The organism is Microcoleus sp. N3A4 (assembly GCF_036701805.1).
Lineage (GTDB): Bacteria > Cyanobacteriota > Cyanobacteriia > Cyanobacteriales > Microcoleaceae > Microcoleus.
Genome location: NZ_JAUBRJ010000005.1, coordinates 60,404 through 74,102 on the forward strand (window position 1 = coordinate 60,404; position 13,699 = coordinate 74,102).

A 13,699-nucleotide genomic window follows, 5' to 3' on the forward strand; every position below is an offset into this window, starting at 1 on the left:
GTGCCGTGTCCCTACCCGATTAATTGTAGGGACACGGCACTGCCGTGACTGTGGGTAACATTTGCAAAACTTATCTCAAAATCTGTGTCTCAAAAACATACACTGATAGTTATTGGACTTTGGACAAGAATCAAACTAAAAAAGGATGAACGCGAAGTAAGAAGGGATAATGAGGGTTTCAATAACGATAAAGGTCATCATCCCAAAACTAATTATGCCAATAATTCTAACAGAGACTGAATTCCAAAAGTTCCGAGGTGAGTTGCACAGCCAGTTCAAAAAACAAGCAGACAGCACAATGGACTTGTTGGATGCGCTGTGTAGCAATAATCATGCGCCAAGTGTGGCTCATTTAAGCCTGAATCGGTTGTTTATGGCAAAGTACAGTAGGGAATCTACACATCTCTAAGCTTGATTCGCAGCAGCACAAAGATTGTATCGGTCTCATCTTTACCTCAAGAGGGCGTTGCTGAATACAGGTATGAATTCAAGATTTCCCAATTGCTATAAGCCAAGTATGATGAGTTTTGTAACATCAAGCGAAAAGTTGATTCATACAGTGAATCAGCAACGCCCTTTACCTCAAGAGATGGAGTTGATCCCAAATCCTCATTGAACCCTTCAATTATTCTACCTGAATACCCGGCAGATATTTTTTTACTATTTCCCAAAATGCCGAAAGGATATTTCTTTTAAACAACAATGTCGATTTTAATGGAAATTTAACTTCAAATTGTGCATCTTCTGGTAAAATTCAGTATAACTACATTGTCCCGTGACCGAAAGCATCCAGGATACCCGCCACGTGATTCATCCGTCCAGAAATAAAAAACGTGTATCCGATGAAACTTGCCCCCCGACTCGATCCGTGGGGTCAATGCTTCAACTCTTTAATCTAAAATCTAAAATCTCAAATCTCAAATCGATTGACGGAACGGCTTCCGTAGATTGCAATAGGAAAACTTTTGCTAGATATCGATCGTATTTGCGCCAGAGTTGACTAGAGAATCCCAATATACCTAATCCCCTATACAAACACTACCAGTTCCACAGTTATGACCAGAGCAGAGCAGAGAATTAAAATTACCTATATCTTCACGCACCATATTCGTTGGGTTCCCTTTGAATTGGTCGCCAAATGTATCGATAAGAGTAAATTTGCAATTGACTATATCATTCTTAATGAAGGCGATCCTATGATCTCCTTTTTAAGCCAGATTGATGTTCCTTGCACTGTTGCTTCCTATCAGGATTATAGCAATACCCCAGAGATCGTCAAATTTATCTACGATCGCTTGATCGAAAATAAAACCGATATTGTTCATACTCATTGGTTCGCCGGCAGTTTGGCTGGAATGCAAGCTGCTTATTACGCCCATATTCCCGTCCGAATCTTCACCAGAGAACATCCTTCAATTAAATACTATTCGCGTCATGCTCCCAGCAAGCATCGTTTGATATGGGAATGTGCCACCAATATTATTGGTGTGACCAACACAAGCAAACAAGGCATGATAGAAGACGGCATACCAGATGATAAAATCACAGTGATACCAACGGGATTTGATATTAGTGAATTTGAGAATGTAGACAGTTCGCGCATTGAGAAATTGCGCTCTAAGTATCTAGCAAATCATCACGGCCCTGTTATCGGTGTGGCTGCGAGGTATGTCAGATGGAAAGGAGTTGAATACGTCATTGAAGCACACAAGCAGGTTCTCGAAACTTATCCCAATGCAATCTTAGTTCTTTCAGGGACACATACAAATCGTGCCAACCTGGAGGAGCAAATTCGTAATGCGCGTAAAGAAGACATCGTTGCGCCTCAATACGAGGAGATTATCAGCATCACAGACAAGTTGGCGCAATTGCCTGAGCATAGCTATATTGAAATCCCATTTGAAGAGGATCTTTTTGCCCTGTTCAGATTATTTGATATTTTTGTTCATGTGCCTACCGATTCTATTCAAGAAACGTTCGGACAAGTCTATGTAGAAGCAATGCTTTCCAGAGTTCCATCTGTTATTACTCTTGCAGGTAGTGCTTTGGATCGTGCTGTACACAAAGAGAATGCCTGGGTTGTTGATTACAAGAACAGCGATCAAATTGCTCAAGGGATATTAGCACTCTTAAGCGATTCGCGCCTTAGAGAAAAGATTGTTAACAACGCCTTTCTCTGTGCCCAACAATACGATATCAAGAACCATATCCAACAACTTGAAGACTTTTATGTTTGTGAGCTGGAAAAGAGAAGAAAGTAGTATTAAGCGTCAATTTTAACAATCTATACAAGCTATGGTTAACCCTAATGTACAGACCCCTTCTTTAATTCCTCAAGCTTATACCTGAATCCTTACTGAAGGTCTCTATATTTTCGAGATGACTCACATCATTCCAGACAATAAGACTCCAGCGCCCGTTAACATACTCAAAAATGCAGAGGTTCGCATTATACAGCTTGAAGCGCCAACTATTTCCAGGTGGGAGACCGAGCACCATTTCAAAAAAAACCATCAAGAGACAACCATGAGCGATCGCCACAACGGTTTCATCTAAATGTCGTTCAGCGATCGCATTCAGGACACGACAGCCTCTGTCCGTACATTGCCTTAAACTTTCTCCTTCTGGAATGACGTATTCAAAGCCAATACGTTCATAGTCTTGCCGTTCCTGTGGAAACTTCTCGTGCATTTCAGAGACTGTTAATCCCTCAAATATTCCCATGTTCCACTCTCGTAATTGCGGCTCAAAAATGACTTTCTTTCCACATACTTCAGCAATGATATTGGCTGTTTGAACAGCACGACCCAGGTCACTGCTGTATAAAGTGGTGAATGAAAAACGCAGTAAGCGATCGGCAATGGCATGGGCCTGCCGGATTCCTTTGGGTGTCAATGGACTATCGAGTTGCCCCGTAACCTTATTCTGTACATTCCACTCGGTTTCCCCATGACGTACAATGACAAGTTTCATTTCTTGTTATTCTATAGATAGTGATTGATAAAGAAGGCTCCATTTCTACGGCAGGGTTTTGATTTCCAGGCTCATTTGACCAATTTTGAATCAGCCCTGCAGAAATTTCTAAATATTGAAAACTCTCTGTATCTCCTCGTAGGCTTGTTTCTGTATTTCCAGCGCCAGCCAGGTTACATGAACAAAATAAGATACCAAATTGTCACAGCATAGTGGATTATTGTCGTAGGTGTGGGTATAGCAGAATTTGAACCTGCTGTCGATATCCATGTTCAACAGACCAAGTGCAGAGTTTTCTAACATAAATCGCGAAATTACACGCTGGTCATTCTGACGGCAATCCATCATGTATTTATCCACAAAATTACTGGTAATATAGTTAAGCATACGGAGATAAGCCCATTTGTAGCCAATGATAAAGCCACTGTTGAGATACTTTGCTGGATGACCTAAATAGTTAGACAAAAAGAAGGGAAGTACATCGGCACTGTGGTGGCAGAATACAGTTTCGGCACTGATAATAATATCTCTACCTGTGGCGCTGAAATCTGCTGCCAATCCGGCAGGATCGTAACGAATGCACAGCACATCATAGGCATCGGTAAAGACTATGATTGTGTCGTCAGCAATATCGGTATCAGAAGCTAAGAAGTCGCGAACCTTGAATATCTTTGAGAGGAGTCCCAGTCGCGGACAGTAATTATCGAGGATACGCAAGTTACCCTGCAATGATGAATACAGTGGCTGGACGCGCGGACTACCTGGGTCGCACAAGGTGATGAAAACAGGTTCTTCAGAAATTTGCATAAACCTCTACTCGCTTCATTTCTTGATTCTACTTAAACAGACTGTAACCTGTGATATCAAATCCTTTTGTATCCGAATTATATCGCGAGATCGTCGTTACCGCTCACGCTGATATCACCCAAATATATCATTCCATTGAAGCACGCCAGAAGGTTCTGGAAGCTGATCCCACTGCAATCTTAGAAGTAAGTAGAGTTCACTAAATCTCATATTTTACTGGCACATCATTCAGTGACTTTGCCTGTCCAGGACAACAGCCACTGGGATTTAACTTTAGGTTGTATAACAAGCTCTAGAAAACTTGATAATGATAGTGTAATAACAAGCCAAATTAATAAACCCAAGGAGAAACTTAAAACTGTTCCCTGCCAAGGAAAATATTTACGCATTAGCACCGCAATCGGCATATGTAATAGATAAAAAGCATAAGAAATACGACCCATCAAAGGAATTTTTTTCAAAATATTCACAGATGTATTATAGTTAACCAAGAGAATTGCAAGTATAGTAAAAAAAGATGCTACTACCAATTGCGGATTAAAAATACTTCCTTTCAAAGTTATTTGCGACAGTTGAAAAATAGGGAGCAGGAAACAGAGTAAACGCAGATAAATCAAACCATAAAAATAGCGACCTGTGATTTCACAGAGTATTAATATACAGATTGGCAGAAATGTTAGGTCAGACAAATTGATAAAACTAGCAACTGGATTGGGGAAACCGAGGACGCTTAAAATCGAGTTATCGGTGAAAACATGATTGGTAGCATGAAATAATAAAATATAGCTAATAAGAGGTAAAAATGATTCTTTCTGACTAGAAGGGTGTACTTTCCATGATAATAATAATCCACTCAACCAAAAAATCCATCCAGAAGCATAACCAGAAATAAATTGTGGAAATAACGGCATAAACCAGCCAACAACACTGATTAGAAGAGCGAATAAAAATAAATATAAAATTTTAGGTCGCAACCACCATACTAAGATAAAAACTAAATAATATAGAACTTCGTAATTTAAACTCCATAGAGCAGCATCACCTGCTATGGGATGTAAGGAAAAAGAAAAGTATTTATCAAAATTTTGCAAAAAAAATAAATTCCCTAAAACTATATTTAATTTTTCATCCGGTTCAGCCAAGACTCCCAAACAAATAGCAATTAAATAAATGGGTAAAATTCTAATGGTTCGGCGTAATATATAATTATGAACCTGCTGAATAGAGAACTCTTTTGTGGTCGTTAAACCAATAACATAGCCTGAGAGAACAAAAAATAGTAAAACAGCAGTATGTGCCGCTTGTAAATAACCAAAATAAATATTGGGATGATAGGTAGGGTCTAAATAGTTTTTTATCCCAAAAACATGAAGTGATGCTACTGAAAGTGCAGCAAGTCCTCTAATCCCCTCTAAATTGTAATCATAGCTTGAATTCTTTTCTAAAGAGCGATCGCTTCTAATATCAGGCTCCATTTTTGCATTAATTTCCATCAGGTATAACTCAGGACTTAGGCGCGATCGCAGTATGGCCGCCAACAGGCGAGGTAAGAATACCGCTCTTGTTGGCGGCGTTACGGATAGTTTTGCGTAAGTTCTATAACTTCTACTATTGCAGTTGGTTAACTTACGCTAGGTGCTACTATATCTTGATCCCAAGGCGCACTTCCTTATCAATCCGTGTCAGCATTGGCCCAGGCACCTCACGGAAGTAGTCATCCGTGGCTTTGCGCGATCCAGCCCAGCAGCCATAGTCATCAACGATCAGAACTCCTCCTGTGGAGAGTCGAGGGTAGAGAAGCTGAAACTCAAGGGCTGTGGATTCATACCAATCGGTATCTAGACGCAGAACAGAGATGGTTTCTGGCTTAATTCTTTCCAATGTCTCCATGACATCTCCTTGCACAAAATGAATCTCGAAATCAAAATTATGGACCCAGAAAGCTGCTTGAACATCTTCTAATGAAGCGTAACACCAACCAATGTCGTCCCCATATTGCTCCATCATTTCAAAGCCGGTACGTCCATATTTGTCCACATCAAATTCAGTGGGGGTTGGCATACCCTGAAATGTATCGTACAGATATAGCTGGCGATCGCTAACGTTTCGCGCTTTCATAATCAAGGCAGCAAGTAAAGCACTTCCTCCTCTCCAAACTCCGCACTCGAGCATATCACCGGGTATCTCGCGATCGAGTACATAGTTCACCGATGTATAAAGCGCAAAGAGTGCCTCTACGCTGGTCATTGTATAAGGCTTTACCTGCTCAAATAAATCCATGAAAACCGGATCTTTACCCATATCTGGTGTGATCTGATCTTTCATGGTTGCTTGATGCTTTGTGGAGAAAACGATCGTTCGCTCAGTATTCATGATCGCAAGGAGGAGTGGGGATAGTTTAGGAGGATGGGAGCTGCAAAGCTTTGATGATTATACACGAGCAATACATTAATAGCTCATCTTTTATCCTCGGTATGAGGTGATTGCGATTGATGGCTGCGCTGGACGATCGCACCTTCATTTCCTCGTAGCTCAATGCTGTGTCCGAGTTTCCCTCCCCGACGATCCATGAATGTGGAGAGGAGAACTGTTGACTGGTTGCGAAACTCCACTGGTAATGTCCATTCCTGGTATTCAGAACTGAAATTCAAAGCCACAACGAGATCCGATTCCTCATTAAAGCGTCGATAGCAGAAAAGCTGTGGGGATGAGTATAAAGAAATGTAATCACCAAGCTGTAGTGCCGGTTGTTGCCGGCGCAAGCGCAAAAGTGCCCGCGTCAGTGAGAGACACGATCGAGAATCATGCTTCTGGGACTTGACATTGATACTGCTGTAGTCATGAGCGATCGGCAACCAAGGCTGGACTGATTCTGAACAGAAGCCCGCATTAGCAGAGTCATCCCAGAGCATCGGCGTGCGTTCGGGATCGCGTCCCACCCCAATACCGGGAGCTTTTTTTTCCCAAGGATCTTGGATGTGTTCGGAGGGAATCCAGGCATCCTCCATTCCCAGTTCCTCTCCGTAGTAGATTGTTGGTGTACCGCGAAGGGTGAGCAATAACATCATGCCGATTTTGGCTTGAGAAATCCCAATTCTGCTGGCAACGCGATGCTTGTCATGATTACCCAATGTCCAATTTGGCCATGCACCTTCAGGCAGCAGTCTCTCGTAACGATCGACAATTTCTCGGACGGACTCAGCACTCCATTGCAAATCAGATGACATCAATTCTGAATTGAGGGGTAAATGAAATTCGTCATTATTTGACCCATAGTGCTTGACAATTTCTTCTAGTGATTTGTAGAGTTCAGCAATCAAAAGACGATCGTCATAACCATCTACAAGCGTCCGCAGCATACGATTGAAATCGTGAATTTCCGGTATATTCTTGCTGAAGACTTCAAACAGGCGATCGGATGGTTCCATGCCGGGATGCCAGTCGGGATTTACCGGATTATCTCGAAATTCCAAATCTTTGAAGGCGCGATAGGCGGCATCAACTCGAAATCCATCCACGCCTCGCTGCAACCAAAAATGCAGTACATCCAACATCGCCTGTTTAGCATCGGGGTTGCGCCAATTGATATCTGGCTGCTCTTTGAGAAACGAGTGTAGATAGTATTGCTCTGTTTTATCGTCCCATTCCCAGGCAGAAAGCCCATCAAAACGTCCCAGCCAATTATTGGGAGGACTACCATCTGGCTTTGGATCTTTCCATATATACCAGTCTCGCTTGGGATGAGAACGGGAACTGCGGGATTCAATAAACCACTGATGCCGATCGGAACTATGCGCGGCAACAAAGTCAATTAATATCTTGAGATTGCGATCGTGCAACTGTTGTATCAAGCTATCTATATCTGCAAGGGTTCCAAAAACAGGGTCAATATTTGTATGGTCGCTGACATCATAACCAAAATCGGCCATTGGAGAGGGGTAGAAGGGTGTCACCCAGACGGCATCTATCCCCAGCCATTCTAAATAATCTAGTTGCTGGATAATGCCGGGGATATCACCGATGCCATCTCCATTCGAGTCCTGAAAGCTACGCAGATAAGGCTGATAAATAACAGCAGATTTCCACCAAGGAGAATGAGACATTACGGTCATGGGTAATTAGAATCAATAAAAAAAAGGAAGATTTCTTGGCTCAGGAATTGGTATGAGTACCTAAACGACTGCGATCGCAGCGAATTGTGAAAAAACTTGCCAGCATGGATGCTATTGTCAGTGTTGAACGGCTGATGAGATAATATCATAATCCCTATAGCAATCCTCAATGATTTGCTTGCATTATACGCGAGCTTTCTGGCTCGCACTGCAAGGATTCTGGTCTCGCTCGAGAGAGGCGACTGATGCGAGGATTGCTATATTGTCAGTGTTGAACGGCTGATGAGATAATATCATAATCCCTATTATGTCACTTTGACTACAGAAAAAGGCTCTTGCCTTGCTGTATCTGGATTTTAGCCATTTTCAATAATTTATTCTTCGCCTTGCGAAAGCCTAACAAACCATTAGTTCCAAAAAATTATCTACCGAAAGTGACAAAAGAGGGATTATGATTGCCTGAATGATTTAGGTAGATCAATTCTCCCATATCCCTATTTCATCTTTTAAGAAAGTAGGTAGGACTGAAAAGATTTACTTCACAAACAGCCTCTAAAGAAACATAATTGATATGATCCCTCAAATTCAACCTTGGATTGACGATAGTGAATGGCAAGAAGTTAAGCGGGTGATGGAATCAACCTACTTAACCGAGAATCAGGTGACAGAGGAGTTTGAAGCTGGCATTAGGGCTTTAACGGGGGCAAAGCACGCAATTGCTGTTTGCAACGGTACTGCTGCCTTATACTGCATCCTCAAGGCTTTGGATATCGGTCATGGAGATGAGGTGATTGTCCCCAACCTGACCTTTGTTGCTTCCTCGAATGCGGTGATTATGGCAGGGGCTAAGCCCGTCTTTTGCCCAGTTAGAGCAGATACCCTGTGCATTGATGTAGAAGCAGCCGCAGCGCTGGTCAATGATAAGACCAAAGGGATTATGCCTGTCCATTTGTACGGTCAAAGTGCAGATATGGATGCGGTACTCGCCTTTGCTAAACGCTTTGAGTTGAAGGTGATTGAAGATGCAGCACAGGCGATCGGAGTAGAGTTCAACGATCGTCATGTCGGCTATTACGGAGACGCAGGTGCCTTTTCCTTCTATGGCAACAAAACGATTACTTGCGGTGAAGGTGGGATTATTCTCACCGACTGTGATACTATTGCCCAGACCTGCCGCCGACTTAAGAATCATGGGCGATCGCGCCGCGGCACCTTTATCCACGAACATATTGGCTTTAATTTTTCCATGACAGAAATGCAGGCAGCCATTGGTGTTGCCCAGCTCAGAAAGTTACCTGCAATTATTAAGCGCAAACAGCAAATTTATGAAGCTTACATGGCTGGTTTAGCAGATGTGACGGAGTTGCAGCCGATCTTTATGGACCCACGGTGTAAGCCCGTCCACTGGTTTACCTCTTTCTTTGCGGAAAACCGGGCTGAACTGGCTGACTATTTAACCCATCGGGGAATTCAAACCAGACTATTTTTCTGTCCGCTTCATCTTCAACCTTGCTATCAAGACTGGACAGATCCCAGCATGAACTATCCCGTCAGTACATCTGCTTATGAGCGAGGAATTTCTTTGCCATCATCTTATAGTTTGACTGATGAAGAACTAGATTTTATCATCGCCGAAATTCACCAGTTTTATCAGCTTTGCGAGCGATTGGAAAGTGCTTGAATATCCCCTCTCCCAAACCTCCGAATATCTTGCCTGCCGCGATCGGGTAGTTGCGGCTGTGGCAGATTTGCCCCAGGGTAAAGCGTTATCTGAGGCGCTGAATACAGGTAGCGACTTTCTTCACTTGCTCGATCCCGATGAGGTGGCAGGTGTAACCAGAATTCAGGTGCGGGAGGGGCATGGGCCTCAAAATCTCAATGATGAGCCGCTTGACACGCAGTTCCAGGCTTATTTGGAAGCTGCGATTAATCCCCAGATTCGTAGTGGTCTCCTCGCAGATGGCACTAAACCCAGAAGTTATGACGATCGCAAAGTCCGCTGGTCTGGGGCTGGAGTGGCTGGATTCTGGTCTCGCAGTCAAGACACCTTCACCCTGGAAGTTGGGCCCACTAGCTACCCGCGTTGTCGTCTGGATTTGACTCGTAGTTCGTTGGAATCGCTAAAGCTGATGATGCGCGGACTGACGAATTACCAAGATCCCTACGCTTATTTTGCTAGGGGAGTTGGGGTTGCGGTGGTTCCGCTGACTGCGGATGGTAATGTCTACATTGGTAGGCGATCGACTTCATTGGATTACGCAGGCGTTCTCAATTTTGTGGCGGGTTGGGCTACATTTTCTCCTACAGTTCAAGACATCAATTTTTATCAAGATGCTCAGCGGGAGTTGCGGGAAGAAGTGAATGTTGCCATGACCTTAAATGACACGAATACTCGGTTTATTGGTATGTCTGGCAACCCGATCACGGGAGAAGTTGATTTGGTCTTTGTGGTGCAAACGGAAATGGGCGATCGCCATTTTCGATCGGGTCAGTGGGAAGAGCATTCTTGTTTGGTTGGCATTCGCAATAAAGCTGAAGCTGAAGTTCTGCTGGAACACGGACTGTTACCCGGAGAGCAAGAACCTTGCGCTCTGATGTTTTCCTCTCGCTTGGGCTTAGAATACTTAGTTCAACAGCATTGGTGAACGGTAGAGAGAAAGCACCTGACACCGCTGGCAATCAACGTGATTTCGATGGGGCGCGATCGCCACGAACAAAGGACTTTTGGGCTGGCTATCGCCACGAAACAAAGGACTTTTGGGCTGGCTATCGCGGCTTTCCAGTTACACTCAAGTTCCACAGTTCAATCCAACCCGAATCATCTGATAAATTGGCTTTCTTGAGTTGATAGAATCTGCCATTTAAGATTTCTCTTTTAGTCCAATTAGGAGGTCGAGTTGCCTTTTTAATGGGTAATATTTGATGTAGTATGGGTTCAATAATTTCCCATTCAGTATCTGTGAGGTCAGTGGAATATGACATGAGGAAAAAGGGTATATTTTATAGTAAATTTACCTCAAATTTTGAGATAAAACAACCAAATTGAAAGCGTACACAGGTTTGGGTTTAAACTGAATTACCTGGAAAAAGAGCTTTTCGCGATCCCTGCTTTTCGCGATCGCCTGCTTTTCGCGATCGACTGATTGTCGGTACGATCGCCCACTTGTCGGTACGATCGCCTGATTGATATATTGTATAGTGGCAGAAAACCTATCCGAAGCGTAACAAAATGAACGTAGCTCTTATAAAGTTTCCATTAAAAAAAATTACAAATCTTGTTAATGAAGACACAACAAGCCAGTACAACCTAGCAATGGAAAAACTGCTCGTCGTTGTGCAAGAACTCTCGTTAGCCCGCAGCCTCGAAGATGTCATGGCGATCGTGCGAGTTGCCGCACGCCAACTCACAGGTGCTGATGGTGCTACCTTTGTCTTGCGCGACAAAGATCAGTGTTTCTATGCCGACGAAGATGCCATTGCACCTCTGTGGAAAGGGCGGCGGTTTCCAATGAGTATATGTATCAGCGGTTGGACAATGTTAAACCGTCAGCCAACCGTCATCCCAGACATCTATGACGACGCTCGTATTCCCTACGCCGCTTATCAGCCCACATTTGTCAAAAGTCTGGCAATGGTGCCAATTCGGACAATAGACCCAATTGGCGCGATCGGCAACTATTGGGCACAGCCGCATCAACCCACTGACCAAGAGGTGAAGCTACTCCAAGCACTGGCAGATACAACAGCCGTCGCGATCGAGAACGTGCAGGTGTATGCCGAACTGGAACAACGAGTGCGCGATCGCACCGCTGAGTTAGAAGCTGTCAACGTCAAACTGACGCAGGAAATTAGGGATCGGCAACAAGCAGAGGAACAGGTGCGGCAATTGTCGTTGACAGACGAGTTGACACAGTTGCACAATCGACGCGGTTTCTTTGTCCTGGCACAGCAGCAGTTAAAAGTAGTCCACCGCCAGCAAAGTTCATGCTGTCTCCTGTTTGTCGATCTAGACGGTTTGAAACAACTTAACGATAATATGGGTCACGAGGTAGGCGATCGGGCAATTGCAGATGCGGCTGAGATTTTGAAACGAACCTGCCGCAGTTCAGACATTGTTGCTCGTTTGGGTGGAGATGAATTTGTCATTTTTACGCTCAGCTACTTAGAGAGTGCCGAAGAGCTTGTAGTTCGCTTGCAAGCCAACATCGCTCGTTTCAACCAGGAGAGCAACCGCTGCTATCAACTGTCTATGAGTATTGGCATCCAGTGCTGTATTCCAGACGGTGAAACCTCGCTGGAGCAATTAGTAGCCCTAGCCGATGAATTAATGTACGCTCAAAAGCGCACAAAGAAGCGTGCAAATCGTTAAGCGAATGAGAGAGCTAAAGGGTTTGCATAGTCTAAGTCAGCAATATTATGACCCGCAGCAACGGTGTAGCTAAAGTTCAGGGTATTTGTACCGCTACCCGAAGTATAAGTTGCCTGTACTCCATTATTTAAGGTGAGTTTGGGTAGATCGAACTCACGTTAATCAACTATTTTGAACAGGATGAAACTCTATGCAATGGCTCAATGAACCCTCCAAATGGACAGACTCAGGCGATCGTTTGATTGTCAAAACTTCTCCCAAAACAGATTTCTGGCGAATTACCCATTATGGGTTTATTCGTGACACCGGACATTTTTACTTTGATTCGATCAGCACTGATTTTGTTGTTGATGTCAAAATACGCGGCAATTACAAAGATATCTACGACCAGGCGGGCATCATGCTGCGTGCCGATGAAAAGCATTGGATCAAGACAGGTATTGAATATGTTGATGGCGTACAAAATCTGAGTGCTGTCGTTACCCATGACTATTCAGATTGGTCAGTCATTCCCTTGCCGAATCCCCCTGATGTTTTACATTTGCGCGTTGAACGCTCTAAAGAAGCTATCCAAATTTTCTATTTAAATGAAGCTTCTAACTATGCAATGCTCAGAATGACGTATTTACCCTATGAAATGCTTCAAGTAGGCGTTATGTGTGCCTCCCCAGACGGAGATGGATTCGAGGTAACGTTTGAGGATTATCAGGTCAATGCTACAGGATCGTAATCTTCCTTTCATCTCACATCTTGCACCATTCTCGCTTCACAGGCTTTCCGGCCTGTGAAGCGAAGAGTGAATTTTCTCGCTTCACAGGCCGGAAAGCCTGTTCATAAAAAGCTTATTGAGAATGGTGCAACATCTCGGTTTCATGCCACTTTGAAATTTGTCGATGAGTATTGTGAATCTGAACTCACACTTTGGCTATCAATCAACCTTCTCAGAAGCCTGAATCTGGCTTACAATATCTGACATTGGCCAATATCCCCAAGATTCTGTAATCTGCTGGTTCTCAATCTTAAATATTTCTAATGCCTCAAATTCTACTTTCACTCCACTGGCAGCCATACCAACAAACTCACCCAGGTGCGTAGCTGTAAAGTGACCTCGAAATACAACTTTGTCATTTTCTTCAATGAGATCGTCAATCACCACTTTGATATCTGGAAAGGCTTTGTGAGTCGCCTTCAGTATCTCAATCGCATCCTCGACGCTTCGCACTTGAGGTAGCCCGTGATCTAGATAATTCGGCACAATATACTTATATGCAGCTTCGTAATCTTGATTGTTATAAATTTCAAAAAACAGTTTAACTACTTCCTTATTAGTCAGGGTATTCATAGCATCTCATTTCTAGTTTGACAGGTAAATCATACACGAACTCTGTTACCTTGTAAACTTGTCAAGACTTACGCACCCAACCAAAGAAACCGGGTT

The 13,699-nt window shown here is 43.4% G+C and carries 13 protein-coding genes; 6 read left to right on the forward strand and 7 right to left on the reverse strand.

Features of this window, described 5'->3' with window-relative positions; translation table 11 throughout:
* Positions 1–214 precede the first annotated feature (214 nt).
* Complete coding sequence (locus tag QUA56_RS04610; RefSeq protein ID WP_333353848.1) at positions 215–409, forward strand: hypothetical protein; 195 nt, start codon at positions 215–217, stop codon at positions 407–409.
* A gap of 646 nt (positions 410–1,055) precedes the next feature.
* The gene (locus tag QUA56_RS04615) at positions 1,056–2,261 is read left to right on the forward strand and encodes a glycosyltransferase family 4 protein (RefSeq protein ID WP_333353850.1); all 1,206 of its coding nucleotides are present in this window, start codon (positions 1,056–1,058) and stop codon (positions 2,259–2,261) included.
* Between the two features lie 64 nt (positions 2,262–2,325).
* Here QUA56_RS04615 and QUA56_RS04620 read toward each other — a convergent pair whose 3' ends face one another.
* The 5 genes from QUA56_RS04620 to QUA56_RS04640 form a co-directional block, all read right to left on the reverse strand.
* The gene (locus QUA56_RS04620) at positions 2,326–2,973 is read right to left on the reverse strand and encodes a histidine phosphatase family protein (RefSeq protein ID WP_333353853.1); all 648 of its coding nucleotides are present in this window, start codon (positions 2,971–2,973) and stop codon (positions 2,326–2,328) included.
* Positions 2,974–3,081: 108 nt separating this feature from the next.
* Positions 3,082–3,780, reverse strand: a complete 699-nt coding sequence (locus QUA56_RS04625; protein ID WP_333353856.1) for a glycosyltransferase domain-containing protein — start codon at positions 3,778–3,780, stop codon at positions 3,082–3,084.
* Positions 3,781–4,004: 224 nt separating this feature from the next.
* Positions 4,005–5,273 carry an acyltransferase gene (locus tag QUA56_RS04630; protein WP_333353859.1) on the reverse strand — a complete coding sequence of 423 codons (1,269 nt, stop codon included), beginning with the start codon at positions 5,271–5,273 and terminating at the stop codon, positions 4,005–4,007.
* 148 nt (positions 5,274–5,421) lie between these two features.
* Positions 5,422–6,105 (reverse strand): TylF/MycF/NovP-related O-methyltransferase, encoded by a 684-nt coding sequence (locus tag QUA56_RS04635; RefSeq protein ID WP_333353862.1) that lies wholly within the window; start codon positions 6,103–6,105, stop codon positions 5,422–5,424.
* Positions 6,106–6,236: 131 nt separating this feature from the next.
* Positions 6,237–7,892, reverse strand: a complete 1,656-nt coding sequence (locus QUA56_RS04640; protein ID WP_333353865.1) for an alpha-amylase family glycosyl hydrolase — start codon at positions 7,890–7,892, stop codon at positions 6,237–6,239.
* Between the two features lie 571 nt (positions 7,893–8,463).
* Here QUA56_RS04640 and QUA56_RS04645 point away from each other — a divergent pair.
* Together QUA56_RS04645 and QUA56_RS04650 are read left to right on the forward strand one after the other, a co-directional pair.
* Positions 8,464–9,573 (forward strand): DegT/DnrJ/EryC1/StrS family aminotransferase, encoded by a 1,110-nt coding sequence (locus QUA56_RS04645; RefSeq protein ID WP_333353868.1) that lies wholly within the window; start codon positions 8,464–8,466, stop codon positions 9,571–9,573.
* Positions 9,566–10,537: a hypothetical protein gene (locus QUA56_RS04650; protein ID WP_333353871.1), complete on the forward strand. Its 972-nt coding sequence runs from the start codon at positions 9,566–9,568 to the stop codon at positions 10,535–10,537. The genes QUA56_RS04645 and QUA56_RS04650 overlap by 8 nt, the downstream gene beginning before the upstream one ends.
* Before the next feature lie 121 nt (positions 10,538–10,658).
* Here QUA56_RS04650 and QUA56_RS04655 read toward each other — a convergent pair whose 3' ends face one another.
* Entirely contained in the window at positions 10,659–10,874 is a 216-nt protein-coding gene (locus QUA56_RS04655) for a hypothetical protein (RefSeq protein ID WP_333353873.1), read from the reverse strand.
* 247 nt (positions 10,875–11,121) lie between these two features.
* Here QUA56_RS04655 and QUA56_RS04660 point away from each other — a divergent pair, with 247 nt between their 5' ends.
* Positions 11,122–12,261 carry a diguanylate cyclase gene (locus tag QUA56_RS04660; protein ID WP_333353876.1) on the forward strand — a complete coding sequence of 380 codons (1,140 nt, stop codon included), beginning with the start codon at positions 11,122–11,124 and terminating at the stop codon, positions 12,259–12,261.
* A gap of 190 nt (positions 12,262–12,451) precedes the next feature.
* Positions 12,452–12,991: a DUF1349 domain-containing protein gene (locus QUA56_RS04665; protein WP_333353879.1), complete on the forward strand. Its 540-nt coding sequence runs from the start codon at positions 12,452–12,454 to the stop codon at positions 12,989–12,991.
* Between the two features lie 198 nt (positions 12,992–13,189).
* Here the strand turns inward: QUA56_RS04665 and QUA56_RS04670 are convergent, their stop codons facing one another.
* Complete coding sequence (locus QUA56_RS04670; RefSeq protein WP_333353881.1) at positions 13,190–13,603, reverse strand: ester cyclase; 414 nt, start codon at positions 13,601–13,603, stop codon at positions 13,190–13,192.
* Positions 13,604–13,699: the final 96 nt, after the last annotated feature.